General features: G+C 59.8%; 14 protein-coding genes. 11 read left to right on the forward strand and 3 right to left on the reverse strand.

Annotated elements, in window-relative coordinates; translation table 11 throughout:
- The first annotated feature begins 184 nt into the window (after window positions 1-184).
- The 3 genes from mutY to mltC all read left to right on the forward strand — a co-directional run bounded on the left by mutY (window position 185) and on the right by mltC (window position 2,705).
- Entirely contained in the window at window positions 185-1,249 is a 1,065-nt protein-coding gene (gene mutY / locus LA321_RS09310) for an A/G-specific adenine glycosylase (RefSeq protein WP_224212255.1), read from the forward strand.
- Complete coding sequence (locus tag LA321_RS09315; protein ID WP_042026645.1) at window positions 1,246-1,518, forward strand: oxidative damage protection protein; 273 nt, start codon at window positions 1,246-1,248, stop codon at window positions 1,516-1,518. Before mutY ends, LA321_RS09315 begins: the two co-directional genes overlap by 4 nt.
- 83 nt (window positions 1,519-1,601) lie before the next feature.
- Complete coding sequence (mltC, locus tag LA321_RS09320) at window positions 1,602-2,705, forward strand: membrane-bound lytic murein transglycosylase MltC (RefSeq protein WP_026456201.1); 1,104 nt, start codon at window positions 1,602-1,604, stop codon at window positions 2,703-2,705.
- 69 nt (window positions 2,706-2,774) lie between these two features.
- On the opposite strand, the gene LA321_RS09325 is transcribed toward mltC, so the two are convergent.
- Window positions 2,775-3,155 carry a YgiW/YdeI family stress tolerance OB fold protein gene (locus LA321_RS09325; protein ID WP_042070422.1) on the reverse strand — a complete coding sequence of 127 codons (381 nt, stop codon included), beginning with the start codon at window positions 3,153-3,155 and terminating at the stop codon, window positions 2,775-2,777.
- 250 nt (window positions 3,156-3,405) lie between these two features.
- On the opposite strand from LA321_RS09325, the gene LA321_RS09330 reads away from it, so the two are divergent.
- Together LA321_RS09330 and ompA are read left to right on the forward strand one after the other, a co-directional pair.
- A complete protein-coding gene (locus LA321_RS09330) occupies window positions 3,406-4,416 on the forward strand; it encodes an SGNH/GDSL hydrolase family protein (protein WP_042070421.1) in 1,011 nt (336 codons plus the stop codon).
- A 282-nt stretch (window positions 4,417-4,698) separates the two neighbouring features.
- Window positions 4,699-5,733, forward strand: coding sequence for a porin OmpA (gene ompA, locus LA321_RS09335; RefSeq protein WP_042070420.1), 1,035 nt, complete (start codon window positions 4,699-4,701; stop codon window positions 5,731-5,733).
- A 120-nt stretch (window positions 5,734-5,853) separates the two neighbouring features.
- On the opposite strand, the gene LA321_RS09340 is transcribed toward ompA, so the two are convergent.
- The gene (locus tag LA321_RS09340) at window positions 5,854-6,876 is read right to left on the reverse strand and encodes a GGDEF domain-containing protein (RefSeq protein WP_042070419.1); all 1,023 of its coding nucleotides are present in this window, start codon (window positions 6,874-6,876) and stop codon (window positions 5,854-5,856) included.
- Between the two features lie 133 nt (window positions 6,877-7,009).
- On the opposite strand from LA321_RS09340, the gene rnr reads away from it, so the two are divergent.
- Genes rnr through LA321_RS09360 form a run of 4 tightly spaced genes read left to right on the forward strand, consistent with a single transcriptional unit; the run spans window position 7,010 to window position 11,238 of the window.
- On the forward strand, window positions 7,010-9,409 hold the full coding sequence (gene rnr / locus LA321_RS09345) for a ribonuclease R (RefSeq protein WP_042070418.1): 2,400 nt from the start codon (window positions 7,010-7,012) through the stop codon (window positions 9,407-9,409).
- Window positions 9,406-10,155: a 23S rRNA (guanosine(2251)-2'-O)-methyltransferase RlmB gene (rlmB, locus tag LA321_RS09350; RefSeq protein ID WP_042070417.1), complete on the forward strand. Its 750-nt coding sequence runs from the start codon at window positions 9,406-9,408 to the stop codon at window positions 10,153-10,155. Before rnr ends, rlmB begins: the two co-directional genes overlap by 4 nt.
- A 4-nt stretch (window positions 10,156-10,159) precedes the next feature.
- On the forward strand, window positions 10,160-10,726 hold the full coding sequence (locus tag LA321_RS09355) for a Crp/Fnr family transcriptional regulator (RefSeq protein WP_042070540.1): 567 nt from the start codon (window positions 10,160-10,162) through the stop codon (window positions 10,724-10,726).
- A 56-nt stretch (window positions 10,727-10,782) separates the two neighbouring features.
- A complete protein-coding gene (locus tag LA321_RS09360) occupies window positions 10,783-11,238 on the forward strand; it encodes a GNAT family N-acetyltransferase (protein ID WP_042070416.1) in 456 nt (151 codons plus the stop codon).
- A 76-nt stretch (window positions 11,239-11,314) separates the two neighbouring features.
- Here LA321_RS09360 and srmB read toward each other — a convergent pair whose 3' ends face one another.
- On the reverse strand, window positions 11,315-12,541 hold the full coding sequence (gene srmB / locus LA321_RS09365) for an ATP-dependent RNA helicase SrmB (RefSeq protein WP_026456887.1): 1,227 nt from the start codon (window positions 12,539-12,541) through the stop codon (window positions 11,315-11,317).
- Window positions 12,542-12,660: 119 nt separating this feature from the next.
- Here srmB and LA321_RS09370 point away from each other — a divergent pair, with 119 nt between their 5' ends.
- Together LA321_RS09370 and brnQ are read left to right on the forward strand one after the other, a co-directional pair.
- Window positions 12,661-13,371 carry a tRNA1(Val) (adenine(37)-N6)-methyltransferase gene (locus LA321_RS09370; RefSeq protein WP_042070415.1) on the forward strand — a complete coding sequence of 237 codons (711 nt, stop codon included), beginning with the start codon at window positions 12,661-12,663 and terminating at the stop codon, window positions 13,369-13,371.
- Between the two features lie 191 nt (window positions 13,372-13,562).
- Window positions 13,563-14,870: a branched-chain amino acid transport system II carrier protein gene (gene brnQ / locus LA321_RS09375; protein WP_082043385.1), complete on the forward strand. Its 1,308-nt coding sequence runs from the start codon at window positions 13,563-13,565 to the stop codon at window positions 14,868-14,870.
- Window positions 14,871-14,924: the final 54 nt, after the last annotated feature.

The raw sequence follows: 14,924 nt of genomic DNA on the forward strand, positions 1-14,924 counted from the left end.
CTGCCGGGGGCGAGGGAGGGAAAAAATCCCTCTGCGGCGCTTTGACTTCATCTGGGGGAGGCCTTACCCTGCCGCACACATGAGCGCTCGCCATACCCTCCGTCGCCTGTTGCAGGGCATGTCGGTATATGGTGAGCCGAAGGAGCCGGAGAGTTCCTTTTCATATCAGATACATGAGAACAATGTGAACCAATCAACCTTCGCTAGCCGGGTGCTGGACTGGTACCAGCTCCACGGCCGCAAGACCCTGCCCTGGCAGCAGGAGAAGACCCCCTATCGAGTCTGGGTCTCCGAAATCATGCTGCAGCAGACCCAGGTCGCCACAGTGATCCCGTATTACCAGCGTTTCATGGCGCGCTTTCCCGATGTGGTAGCGCTGGCCGATGCTCCCGTAGACGAAGTGCTGCACCACTGGACCGGTCTTGGCTACTACGCCCGGGCCCGCAATCTGCACAAGGCGGCCCGGCAGATCCGCGATCAGCATCAGGGGGTCTTCCCGGAGCAGTTTGACGAGGTGGTGGCCCTGCCGGGCATTGGTCGATCCACCGCTGGCGCCGTACTTTCCCTCTCCCTCGGACAACCCCACGCCATTCTCGATGGCAACGTGAAGCGGGTGCTCACCCGCTGGCTTGCCCTGCCGGGCTGGCCTGGCCAGAAACAAGTGGAAAACGAGCTGTGGGAGATAGCGACCCGCCTCACCCCGAGGTTGGGGGTGGCCCAATACAACCAGGCCATGATGGACATGGGGGCCACCATCTGTACCCGCAGCAGGCCCGCTTGCGAGCGCTGTCCGGTGCGGGATGATTGCCAGGGGCTGTCGCAGGGCAAGCCCACCGACTACCCCAACAGCAAGCCCAAGAAGAACATTCCGGCGCGCACCGGCATCATGCTGCTGATCCGCCACTGTGATGAACTTCTGCTGGAAAAACGTCCGCCACAGGGGATTTGGGGCGGACTCTATTGCCTCCCCCAGGTGGCGTCGCTGGCCGAGGTCGACGGGGTGTTGCAGGGGCTGGGCCTCAATGGCAGCAGTTATCGGGAGCTGGAGGGTTTTCGTCACACGTTCAGCCACTTCCATCTCGATATACAGCCGCTGCTGATAGAGACGGACAAGGCGCCGGCCCTGCGTCTCATGGAAGCGGATAACCGACTCTGGTATAACTTACGCCATCCTGCACAGGTGGGGCTGGCAGCCGCCACGGCCCGCCTGCTCGCCTATCCGGACTTACAACCACAGAGGTCAACATGAGCCGTACCGTATTTTGCCAACGTCTGAAGAAAGAGGCGCCGGGTCTCGATTTCCAACTCTACCCGGGTGAGCTCGGCAAGCGGATTTTCGACAACATCAGCAAGGAAGCCTGGGCCGAATGGCAGAAGAAGCAGGTGATGCTGATCAACGAGAAGAAGCTCAACATGATGAATCTCGAGCATCGCCAGTTGCTGGAGAAAGAGATGGTCAGCTACCTGTTTGATGCGGGTGAAGTCCAGATCGACGGTTATACCCCTCCCAGCCAGTGAGCTGAGAGAGCGTAAAACGGTTATCCCCTCCTGGTACAAGCCAATAAGTGACGGGCGGCCCGGCCGCCCGGTTTGAGGATCCTATGGGCCGAATTCTTTGGCTGCTGTGTGCCTTGCTGTTTCTCTCTGCCTGCTCATCCTCTCCCAAGCCCAGCGGGAGCGACGATGATGATCTGGTCAACGGCAAGGACATTCGCGGTTTTGAACACATGATCAGCGCGCTTTCCCATAACGTGAACGAGATATGGGGGCGGGAGGCGCTGTTTGCGGGCAAGTTTGACTACGTCAAATACACGGATCAGTACAAGAGCCGGGCCCACATCGACTTTTCCACCGGTCACATCATGGTGGAGACGGTCTCCGGGATTGAGCCCCGTGCCCACCTGCGCCGCGCCATCATCGAAACCCTGCTGACGCCGGACGATCCGGCGGAAGTTGATCTCTACTCGGATCGGGAGATCATGCCTGGTGGCGAGCCTTTTCTCTATGGGCAGGTGCTGGACAACCAGGGGCAACCGATCCGCTCCACTTGGCGGGCAGAGCGCTATGCCGACTATCTGCTCAACACGGCGATGAAGAAACGCACCCTGGGGATCCGCAACATCTTCTTCATCGATATCCCCATGGTGGCCAACCATGAGGATAAACGAGGCTACAAGTACGCCAGCATCATCCGGGAGGCATCCCGCAAGTACGGTGTTGCCGAGAGCCTGATCTACGCGGTGATCAAGACGGAGAGCAGCTTCAACCCCTATGCGGTGAGCCATGCAAACGCCTATGGCCTGATGCAGGTGATCCCGGCCACCGCCGGACGCGATGTCTATGTGCGGGTCAAGGGCAAGAGCGGTCAGCCGACCCGGGAAGACCTGTTCAATCCCGCCTACAACATAGATGTGGGGACGGCCTATCTGCACCTGCTGCAGACCGTCTATCTGGCGGATATCCAGGATCCCCAGTCCCGTCGCTATGCGGTGATCTCCGCCTACAACGGTGGCGCCGGCGGTGTGCTCAACACCTTCTCCAGCGATCGCAAGGCGGCGCCGGGCCGGATCAACCAGCTTTCCCCCGAGGCTGTCTATCAGGTACTGACCGAGCAGCATCCCAAGGCGGAGGCGCGCCGTTACCTCTACAAGGTCAATCAGGCCGAGAAGGGGTTCAAACGTTCCTTTGCCAGGCAGGCGGGATAACCGGCAATAACGACAAAGGGCGCTTGATATCAAGCGCCCTTGTTGGTTCTGACTGGCATGGTGTTGCCATTATTTACCGATGAAGCCACCTTTGGCCTGGGGAGCCGCGCCCACTTTCTCCAGTGATTCCACTTCTACCTCGGTCTTGTTCCAGCTGTGGTCCACTTCACCGCGGATGCGGATCAGATCGTCCGGACCCACTTCGACGCCACGCCATACGTCCTGATCCACTTCGACTTCTACCTCGCCGCTGGCATCGCGGAACAGGTAGTTCTCGTCGCCCAGGTGTTTGACCAGCTTGCCTTCGAGGGTGGCCCAGCTGTCATCAGCCAAGTCTTTCAGTTGCGCGACGGAAACCTTGTTCTGCTCCTGGGGGCCGGTGTAGGCCGCCATGGCGAAAGAAGAGACAGACATCAGGGCCACCAGTCCGATTACGCTTGCTTTGTTCATTTTTATGCTCCTGTCGTTGGTATGGGGCCATTTTGGCGAGGCAGGCGTGAAACAAGCGTGAAAGAACGGCACTTTTTGCCGACGAATGAGAGCGCAATCGATTTAATCGCACAGCTCGGCGTGTTCAATTTCATTTGAATCTGTAATCTGTCGTCTGGTTAGTAAGGGGCTGGTTCGACGCATTCCCGACGTCGTTGCGGCTTGAGGACGAGTTGCGGGCTCTGCCTGCTCAATCAATGAGAATAACAATATGAAAAAATGGCTTGTTTGTTTATTGGGGTTACTGGCGCTGACCGCTCAGGCGGTGGAGCGCCCGAGCTTTTCCCGGGTTGTGATGTTTGGTGACAGCCTCTCGGACACCGGCAAGATGTACAAGAAGATGAAGGGGTATCTCCCCTCCAGCCCTCCCTATTACGAGGGGCGTTTCAGCAATGGCCCGGTCTGGTTGGAACGGTTGCGAGACGAACACTTCCCCGGGCTTCAGCTGGCTAACGAGGCTGAAGGTGGGGCGACGGCGGTGGCCTACAACAAGCTGGGCTGGCTTAACTTCTGGGCCTGGGATCCCAAGTATCAGGTGATCAACAACCTCGACTACGAGATCGATCAGTTCCTGGCGAAGGACAGCTTGCGTCCCGACGATCTGGTGGTGATCTGGGTGGGGGCCAACGACTATCTGGCCTATGGCTGGAATCAGGAGAAGGATGCCGATCGGGTAATCGAGACCATCCGCCTGGCATCCAACCGACTGGTACTTAACGGGGCGCAGCAGATCCTGCTGTTCAACATCCCGGATCTGGGCAGAACTCCATCCGCCAACAGCATGAAGGTAGTGGATCAGGTACGCCACGTAGCCAGCTATCACAACCAGCGGCTGCTCAATCTCTCGCGCGAGCTGGCCCCCCTTGGCATCGTCAAGATGTTCGAAGTGGACAAGCAGTTTGACGAGATGGTTGGTGATCCCCAGAAATTCGGGCTGAGCGACATCAAGCACGCCTGCTATGGCGGCGGGTATCTGTGGAAGCCCTTCTCCGATGCGAGCGAGGCGCCAGCCTTGAGCGTCCCAGAGCGTCTGGCGGTGGCCGGCAACCCGATCCTGGCCCAGGCTGTTGTGAGCCCGCAAGCGGTCCGCAGTGCGGCAGCCCGAAACTGCGATGAACACATGTTCTGGGATCAGGTGCACCCGACCGCGACAGTGCACAAGGCGATGGGGGAGCGGGTCGCCGCCTTCATCGAACAGCATTACGAGTTTATTCGTCGCTGATCCGCGATCTGTAAACACCGGTGCGGGGCCAACCTCATGTTGGCCCCGCATTTTTATGGTCCTCTTTCCTTTGCCGCTTGCATGTCACAACTTTGTCTAAAAATCAGACGCTTGTGCTGTGTTTGTGAACGTTTCTGGGTTATGGTGTTTTTTGTTAATTGGTATCAAGCACTTGAAAATGGACTAACGTTAATATGCTGCGATCGCAGTCGATGTGGTCGTGCCCATAAGATGGGGTGGTATCAAACAACCCCTCCTACATAAAGTTGCAGAGGCTAAAACATGAAAAAGTCATTGATTACCTTGTTGGTTACCGGCTTGCTCGCGGCCAATGCCCAGGCAGCAGGCCAAGACAACACCTGGTATGGCGGTGCCAAGCTGGGTTGGTCCAACTTCTACGGCATTGATGAAAGCAACAATTTTACCCTTGGCGATGAAACCAACGATGCACTGGGTGCCGGTGCTTTTGCCGGTTATCAGGTCAACCAGAATCTGGGTATCGAGCTGGGTTATGACTACCTGGGCAAATACAAGTATGACGCTACCACTGCCGCCGGTACTGCCTTCGGCGATAGCGTGAAGTCCCAGTTGGCTCAGCTGACCCTGAAGCTGGGTTTCCCGGTCACCGAGAGCCTGGATCTCTACGGTCGTATCGGTGGTGGTTATGGTTGGGCTGACAGCGAACGTTTCGACAGTGACAGCCGTTTCGTCGTCGTCGGAGCCCTGGGTGCCGAGTACGCTTTCAACCGTGACTGGGCCGCCCGTCTCGAATATCAATACTCAACACCTTATGGCAGCCGTGAAGACACGGGCGTGCGCATGGACAACGGTCTGCTCTCGCTGGGTGCCGTTTACCGCTTCGGTCAGGTCGCTCCCGTGGTTGCTGCACCAGCGCCCGAGCCGGCTCCCGAGCCCGTGATGGTCGAGAAGCAGTTCACCCTGAGCTCCGATGTGCTGTTTGACTTCAACAAGGCCACTCTGAAGCCGGAAGCGGGTCAGGCGCTGGACTCCCTCTATAGCCAGATTGAAGAGGCCCGACCCAAGGATGGGGTGGCAACCGTGATCGGTTACACCGACCGTATCGGTTCCGATACCTATAACCAGAAGCTCTCCGAGCAGCGTGCCCAAAGCGTAGCCAACTACCTGGTCGGCAAGGGTATTCCCGCCTCCAAGGTCAATGTGGAAGGTCGTGGCGAGTCCTCACCGGTCACCGGGGACAGCTGCGTCAGCAAGTCCAAGCGTGAGCTGATCGTCTGCCTGGCACCGGATCGTCGTGTTGAAGTGAAGGTGGAAGGGGTAGCCGAGGTTCAGGAGTAATTTCCTGATCCTGACCTGAACTAGCGGGACTGTGCGAGCAGCCTCATATTGAATAGCCAAAAGCCAGTCAATTCAATTGACTGGCTTTTTTGTTGATGGTGACGAGCAGATGGCAAGACATCAGGACGGGAGTGGCATCACCCGGTTGCGGCCCAGATCCTTGGCCTTGTAGAGCATCTTGTCGGTGCGCTCGACCAGGCTGTCGACACCCTCCTGGCCATTGTGCTCCGCCACTCCGAATGAGGCGGTGATGTGGTCGATGCGACGTCCAGATTTGCGATCCAGTACCGACATTCGCTCGATGGCGCGCCGGATACTTTCCGCCATCTGTCTGCTGAGTGCCAGATTGCGATGGGGCACCAGCAGGGCAAACTCCTCGCCGCCGAGACGATAGGCCGTTACCCCCTCCTTGCAGGCATCGCGCAGCCGCTTGCTGAAAGCCCGCAGCACCTGATCCCCCAGCAAGTGACCATACTCGTCATTGAAGTTCTTGAACCTGTCGATATCGGCCAGGATCAGCGAGAAGGGGTGCTTGCTGCGAATCAATCCTTCCAGTTCGAAATCGAAGGCGCGCCGGTTGAGCAGGTTGGTGAGGGCGTCCTCGTTGGCCAGTTTTCGAGTCTCGTTGAGCGCCTCACGCAGCTCCTTGATCTCTTTCTCGGCATTGCTGAGCTGGTTGCGAAAGTGCATGGTGGACATGCGCACATCGCGGGATTCGCGCACCAGATCCCGCAGGATCCCCATGGTGTCCTCCAGACTCAACCCCTCGTCGTCGATCTTGCTCAGCTTGTCGAAGCTCTTGTCGAGCATCTCCTGAAACAGGCCGGTATCAGAAATGGCATCCTGCATCGAGTGATCCAGCTCGTTGGCCATGGCGGCGAGGCTGAGTTTCATCGCCTCCATCTGCTGCTCATCCTGGGCGGCGAGGTGCTGGTGATAGAGGCGCTCGCAGGTGGTCAGCGAGCAGGTGCCCTGAAGCTTGATGGCCTGATCGATGGCCTGGTTGAGCTCGGGCATGCTGGCCGATACATAGTTGTACCAGAGATGATAATTGTCAGGTGTGGTGGGGATTTGGTACTTGATCATCAGGGGAACCGCCTGTTTGAGATAGGCGGCTGACTGGGCAAAAGTGTCCTTACTCATGAGTTCTGTGTCTCACATACCGGCAAACTGAGGAGAGTATGACAGAGAGAGTGGCCAAAAGGCAGCCGATGGATGCCATTCGCCCCCCCCTCCGATATAATGGCACCGTTACCACCAATCCTAAGGCCTGCTTATGTCTCAAAAAGATCCTTTCCTCGAACGCGAGGCCGAAAAATACGAGAATCCCATCGCCAGCCGAGAGCTGATTCTTGACCTCATCAAGGGCCATGAAAAGCCCATGTCCCGTGAAGAGTTGGCCAAGGTCCTCAAGCTGACCGATGAAGAGCCGTTGGAAGCCTTGCGTCGTCGCCTGCGCGCCATGGAGCGCGACGGGCAACTGGTATTCACCCGCAACCAATGTTACGCCCTGCCGGATCGCCTGAATCTGGTCAAAGGCTATGTGCTCGGCCACAAGGATGGCTTCGGTTTTCTGCGTCCGGAAGGTGGTGGTCCGGATCTGTTCCTGAACAATCGCGAGATGCAGCGCCTGATGCACGGCGACTACGCCTTGGTGCAGCCAACCGAGATTGACCGCAAGGGCCGTCAGGAGGCGCGTCTGGTGCGCCTGCTCAAGGCCCGCGAGGCGGACATCGTCGGCCGTTACTTCGTCGAGAACGGCGTCGGTTTCGTGGTACCCGACGACAGCCGCATCGGCCAGGACATCATCATCCCGGAAGGGGAGAACAAGGGCGCGCGTCAGAGCCAGGTCGTGGTCGTGCGCATCAACCAGCGCGCCACCGCCCGTTTCAACGCGGTCGGTACCGTATTGGAAGTGCTGGGTGAGAACATGGCCCCCGGCATGGAGATCGAGATCGCCCTGCGTACCCACGGCATTCCCCACACCTGGCCGGAAGAGGTGACCAAAGAGGTCGCCGGTCTGGGTGAAGAGGTGCCGGAGAAGGCCAAAGAGGGGCGCATCGATCTGCGCGCCCTGCCGCTGGTCACCATCGACGGGGAAGATGCCCGCGACTTCGATGATGCCGTCTTCTGTGAAGCCAAGCGCGGCGGTGGCTGGCGCCTGTGGGTCGCTATCGCCGACGTTTCCGCCTACGTGAAGCCGGGCACAGCCCTCGACACCGAGGCCTACCAGCGCGGCAACTCGGTCTACTTCCCCGAGTTCGTGGTGCCCATGCTGCCGGAGGTACTCTCCAATGGCCTCTGCTCGCTCAACCCACAGGTAGATAGGCTCTGCATGGTGTGCGAGATGACCATCTCCGCCGCTGGCCGCATGTCCGGCTACAAGTTCTACGAAGCGGTGATGAACTCCCACGCCCGCATGACCTACACCAAGGTGGCGGCGATCCTGGATGGCGATCCCAAGTTGCGCCAGCAGTACGAGCCGCTGGTGGGTCACATCGAGGAGCTCAACAACCTCTACAAGGCGCTCAAGCATGCCCGCCATCAGCGCGGTGCGGTGGAGTTCGAGAGCGAAGAGACCCGCTTCATCTTCAACGCCCAGCGCAAGATCGACCGCATCGTGCCGCTGGTACGCAACGACGCCCACAAGATCATCGAAGAGTGCATGATCCAGGCGAACGTGGCCGCCGCCCGTTACATCGAGAAGAACGAGGCCGCTGCCCTGTTCCGGGTGCATGACCGCCCGGGTGAGGAGCGTCTGACCGGCTTCCGCGACTTCCTGGCAGAACTCGGCCTGGAGCTCAAGGGAGGCCTGGAGCCCGAGCCGAAGGACTTTGCCGAGCTGGCCGCCAAGTTTGAAGGGCGCCCGGATGCGGAGTTGCTCTCCACCATGCTGCTGCGCTCCATGCGTCAGGCCATCTATCAGGCCGACAACATCGGTCACTTCGGTCTGGCCCTGAAGTCCTACGCTCACTTCACCTCGCCGATCCGTCGCTACCCCGACCTCATCCTGCACCGCGCGATCAAGTATCAGACCGCCAAGGAGCAGCAGGCCAACCTGCGCCACAAGTGGACCCCGAGCGGTGGCTACCACTACCAGCTGGAAGAAGTGGATCCGATGGGCGAGCACTGCTCCATGACCGAGCGCCGCGCCGATGACGCCACTCGCGACGTGGCCGACTGGCTCAAGTGCGAGTACATGCTGGATCACGTGGGTGACGAGTTCGACGGCGTCATCGCCAGCGTCACCGGCTTTGGCTTCTTCGTGCGTCTGGCCGAGATCCACATCGACGGTCTGGTGCACGTCAGCACCCTCACCAACGACTACTACCAGTTCGACCCGCTGCACCAGCAGCTGATCGGCGAGAACTTCCGCCGCCGCTACCGTCTGGGTGACAAGGTGCGGGTCAAGGTGATGGGCGTGAACCTGGACGATCGCAAGATCGACTTCGTGATGGTGGAAGAGCCCCTCAAGATCACCGGCAAGAACGCCAAGCAGGCGGTGCGCAAGATGGCCGAGATCAAGAAGGAGAAGGCCAAGAGCGCCGAGCGCCACGAAAAGCGCAAAGAGAAAGAGGGCAAGGATAGCGGCAAACCCGCCAAGGGCGGCCGTGCCAAACCCAGCAACAGACGACCGGGCAAGAAGGCTCGCGACAAGGCCAAGAGCACTAAATGAGTACTGAACTGATCTACGGCATTCACGCTGTATCCGCGCTGCTGGAGCGCACCCCCGAGCGCTTCATCGAGGTGTGGGCCCTCAAGGGTCGCGACGATGAGCGGCTGCAGCCCCTGCTGGCCGAGCTGGATGCGCTCGGCCTCAAGGTGCAGAGCGTGAACCGCAAGACGCTTGACGACAAGGCAGAGGGCAACAATCACCAGGGCATCATGGCCCGGGTGAAAGAGGCACCCAAGCTGGCCGAGCACGATCTGGCCAGCCTGCTGGACAAGCTGGCCGAGCAAAAAACCGCCCCCTTCCTGCTGGTGCTGGACGGGGTGACCGATCCGCACAACCTGGGTGCCTGCCTGCGCAGCGCCGATGCGGCCGGAGTGCATGCGGTGATCGTGCCGCGCGACAAGGCCACCGGGCTGACCCCGATCGTGCGCAAGGTCGCCTGTGGCGCCGCCGAAGTGGTGCCGCTCATTCAGGTCACCAACCTGGCCCGCAGCCTGCGCGAGCTGCAAGAGCGTGGCGTCTGGATCGTCGGTACCGCCGGCGAGGCGGATCACGACCTCTATCAGGCGAAACTCACTGGTCCCATGGCGCTGGTGATGGGCGCAGAGGGCAAGGGTATGCGCCGTCTCACCCGCGAGCATTGCGATGAGCTGGTGAGTATCCCGATGGCGGGGGCGGTTTCCAGCCTCAACGTCTCGGTGGCGACCGGCGTCTGCCTGTTTGAAGCCGTGCGTCAGCGCCGCGCCTGACATGATGGACAGACCTCCCTTTCGCTGGGAGCAGGTCATGAATGAGCAGGAGGCCGCGCGCCTCCTCTCTTTTGCTCGCTCGCTGACGCTTGCCACCAAAAACTACCTCTGGCATGCAGGGGACAACCCGGATCTGCTGGTCAGGGTGGAACAGGGGCTGCTGCGTGCCCGAGTGGTGCTGGCGGATGGCCGCGAGTACATCAAGGAGTTCTACTGGGAGGGGGACGAGTTTCTCGACTTTCACCACCTGCTGAGCGGTGAGCCGGCCCGCTACAGCGTGGAAGCGCTGGAGCCCTGTCGGTTGCAGCTGTTCCAGCTGGCCGATCTGCGCCAGCTCTCCTGTTGGCCTTCCTGGTACCGGCATCTGCTGGAAGTGCAATTGCGCATCAAGGAGGAGAAAGAGCTGCTGCTCCTGACCGAGGGCCCCCAGGCCCGCTACCAGCATTTCCTCGCAAGCTTCCCCGGATTGGATGCCAGGGTGCCGGATCACCTGATCGCCGCCTACCTCGGCATCACCCCCATCAGCCTGAGCCGCATTCGCAAACGGCTGAAAGCAATTAACAAAGGTTAATGCCGGCTGGCCGTGCCCGGATTATGCTGGCCGTTCGAATCGAGATGGAGTCGCCGATGAACTGGATCCTGAAGCCCTGGTCTGAACTGACCACTGACGAGTTGTACGAGTTGCTGGCCCTGCGCGCCGAGGTGTTCGTGGTGGAGCAGACCTGCCCCTTCCAGGATTTGGATGGATTGGATCGCCGCGAGGGAGTGTGGCACCTGCTCGGTTATCGCGGGGATCTGCTGGCCGCCTATGCCCGGATCATGGCGCCCGGGATCGGGGATGACAGCGGCGCCGCCATCGGCCGGGTCGTTACGTCGCCGAGGGCAAGGGGCGATGGCCTCGGCCATCAGCTGATCGGCGAGGCGGTGAAGGCATGTGAGACGCGCTGGCCGGCCCACAGCATCTGGCTGGGGGCACAGGCCCATCTGCAGGGCTTCTATGGCCAACACGGTTTCTTGGCCGAGGGAGAGGGGTATCTGGAGGACGATATTCCCCATATGGGGATGCGCAAGTCAGTCGCGTAACAGCGCCCTTGTCAGAGAACATAGAATGCAGAAGGGCCATCCTGCGGGATGGCCCTTCTCTTTTATCTGGCAGAGATCACTTCTTCTTTTTCTTCTTGGCTGCTTTTTTCTTGGCATCGGCCGGCTTTTTCTTCTTCACCGGTACCCGCGCCTCTTTGTGCTTGGGGCGTAGCTCATCGATCACCCGGCGCTTGAGGCGCTCCTCGGTGTAGCGCTCGATCTTGGCGACCATGGCCATGTCGTGGGCTTCCACCAGGCTGATGGCGCAGCCACGGTTGCCGGCGCGACCGGTACGGCCGATGCGGTGCACGTAGACATCGGCGCCATAGGGCATGTCGTAGTTGATGACATGGCTGACGTTTGGCAGGTCGATGCCGCGGGCGGCCACGTCAGTAGCGATGAGGAAGGGCACTTCCCCTTCATGGAACTTGCGGATCGACTCGATACGCTTGCTCTGCTCCATCTCGCCGCGGATCCAGGCGCAGGAGACACCGGCTGCCTGCAGCTGGCCGGAGAGCTCCGCCAGCCGCTCACGAGTCTTGACGAAGATGATGGCCTTCTGGGTTTCCGGGTTTTTCAGGATGTGCACCAGCAGGGCCAGCTTGTGGGCGGCGTCATCGGCCAGATGGATCCACTGGGTGATGGGGCGACGCTCGCTGCGCGGCGGTTCGGCATGCAGCTCTACCGGATCCTTGAGGATCTCGCTGGCGAACTTCTCAAGGCCAGCCCCTTCCAGGGTGGCGGAGAACAGCATGGTGTGCTTGCGATAGCGCGCCTCTTCCACGATGCGGTTCACATCCTTGATAAAGCCCATGTCCAGCATGCGATCCGCTTCGTCCAGCACCAGTACCTCAATGTCGTGGCTCTCGAACTCCTCTTTCTCGATGTACTCGAGCAGGCGGCCTGGAGTGGCCACGACGATGTCGGTGGTCTTGGTCAGGGCCGGCAGCTGCTCTTCATGGCTGACGCCACCGATGATGGTTTCGATGCTGAGGCTGGTGTGGGCCGCCAGCGCCTTGGCGTGGGCGGTCACCTGCAGGGCCAGTTCGCGGGTCGGGGTCAGCACCAGCATGCGGCAGGGACCCGGCTTGCGGCGCGGGAAGTCCAGCAGGTGCTGGAGTGCCGGCAGCAGGAATGAAGCCGTCTTGCCGGTGCCGGTTGGTGCGGATGCCAGAATATCGCGGCCGTCCAGGGCTGGCTCCAGCACCATCTGCTGGATGGTGGTGGGGCGGGTGAATCCCATCTCGGCCAAGGCCCGGTTGAGGGCGGGATGCAGGTCGAAATCATCAAAGGACTGGCTCATGGCAATACTCGGTCATTTAAGGAAACGGCAGATTATAGGCGATTATCTCGTCGGCTCCTATGGCGAGAGTGGGTTAGCCGCTATAATCCCCCACCATTTTTTCGGATGACGGGGGCCAGATGGGGCGTAGCCGCGGATTTACCTTCAAGCAATTCCATGTCGATCATGACCGCTGTGCCATGAAAGTCGGTACGGACGGCATCTTGCTGGGAGCCTGGGCCCCGGTTGCCAACGTCCACCGGGTGCTGGATATCGGGACCGGCAGCGGTCTGATCGCACTGATGCTGGCCCAGCGCAGCAGATCTGACTGCGTCATCGATGCGGTAGAGCTGGATAATAATGCGGTGAACCAGGCCAGGGACAATGTGACTGCCTCCCCCTGGGCGGTGCGCATCAAGGTCATTGAGAGCGCCATTCAGGAGTATCAGGCCGCGCCTTATGATCTCATCGTCTCGAACCCCCCCTACTTCGTGGCAGGCCAGGCATTCAGCGATCCGGCGCGGGCGCTGGCCCGTCATACCGGCGCCCTCGACAGCCATGGATTGCTGGCAGCAAGCAACCGTCTGCTGGCGCCTTCCGGTGAATTGGCGCTGATTGTGCCGACCGCCATGGCGGATGAAATTTTATGCATTTCGGGAGATTATGATCTGCATGCCGTTTGTTATACAGCTGTTATCACCAGGGCTGGAAAAGAGGCAAATCGTGTTTTATTGCGGCTTGGTAGAGGATTAAACAGGTGTGACAGGGGTGAAATTGTGATCCATTCTGCTGATGGAACCTATTCCGACAGATACATCCAACTGACCAGCCCCTTCTATTTGAAGATGTAAATTTCGTCTTGAACTATTTTTTCACGCCATTATGCTGGTTGCAGATCGAGCGCCCGCTCCAGACCAGCGAAAATCACTGGTTGTGATGAAAAAACACGCGGCGCTCTTTTTTTTACCCACCTGAACACACCCGGTCAGCGACCGATAAAAACTATAACAAGCAATAAGTTACAAGACAGACGAGGTTGAACTTGACGAAATCACTCACATTGTCCGATGTACTCGGATTGGGGTTTATGACCTTCGCCTTCTATCTGGGCGCCGGTAATATCATCTTCCCGCCGTTGGCCGGTTACATGGCCGGTGAGCATCTCTCTCTGGCGATGCTGGGCTTCCTGGTGACCGCGGTCGGTCTGCCGCTCATCACCATCATTGCCGTGGCCAAGGCCGGCAACGGCTGGGCCGGCATGACCAAGCTGCTGCCTGCCGGCGTGGCGACCGCGCTGGCCGTCGCCATCTACATCATCATCGGTCCGGCCTTTGCTGCACCCCGTACTGGCCTGGTAGCCTACGAGATGGGTCTCAAGCCCTTCATCGGTGACATGGGTCAGGCCGGTCTTGCCGCCTATACCGTGATCTTCTTCGGGCTGGCCATCGTGGTTTCCCTCAACCAGGGCAAGCTGATGGATGCCATCGGCAAGTTCTTGACTCCGGTGCTGATGGTGCTGCTGCTGGCGCTGGCCATTGGTGTCTTTGCTGCCCCGCAAGGTGCCATGCCGGATGCGACCGGTGACTACCAGAACAGCCCCTTCGTGAAGGGGATCCTGGAAGGCTACAACACCATGGATACCCTGGCTTCCCTGATGTTCGGTGCGCTGATCGTGGATCTGCTGCGCCAGAAGGGCATCAATGACTATCAGGGTCAGTTCAAGTATCTGGCGATCGCCGGCCTGATCTCGGCCGTGGGTCTGTCCGTGGTCTATGTCTCCCTGTTCCAGCTGGGTAATACCGCTGCGGGCGTGGCGACTGACGTCAGCAACGGCGGCGCCATCGTCAACGCCTACGTGCTGAGCCTGTTCGGCCAGCCGGGTCAGTTCATTCTGGCAGCCATCATCACTCTGGCGTGTTTCACCACTGCGGTCGGCCTCATCTCCGCCTGCTCCGATTTCTTCCATAACCTGACCGGTATGGCTTACAAGAAACTGGTGGTGTTGCTGGGTGCCATCTGCGCTGTGGTGGCCAACGTGGGTCTGAGCCAGCTCATCAGCCTCTCCATCCCTGTACTGGTTGCCATCTATCCAGTGGCCGTGGCCCTGGTGCTGGTCACCTTCCTGAAAGGTTACTTCGGTCGTTCCCGCCTGGTGTTCCGCGGTGTGCTGATCGTCGCCTTCCTGTTCGGCTGCCTGGATGGTCTGGGTGCTGCCGGCATGAAGATGGATGCTTTTGCCTTCCTGCCGCTGTTCGACAAGGGCCTGGCCTGGTTGATGCCGACCCTGCTGGCCTGCGTGGTGGGCATGGTGGTGCGCCCGAGCGAGAAGCTGGCTGCCGAAGCTGCCTGAACCTCGTCACTGAAATAAACAAAAAGGCCAGCATCAGCTGGCCTTTTTGTTGTC

Source organism: Aeromonas enteropelogenes, from assembly GCF_020097295.1.
Taxonomy (GTDB): Bacteria; Pseudomonadota; Gammaproteobacteria; order Enterobacterales; family Aeromonadaceae; genus Aeromonas; species Aeromonas enteropelogenes.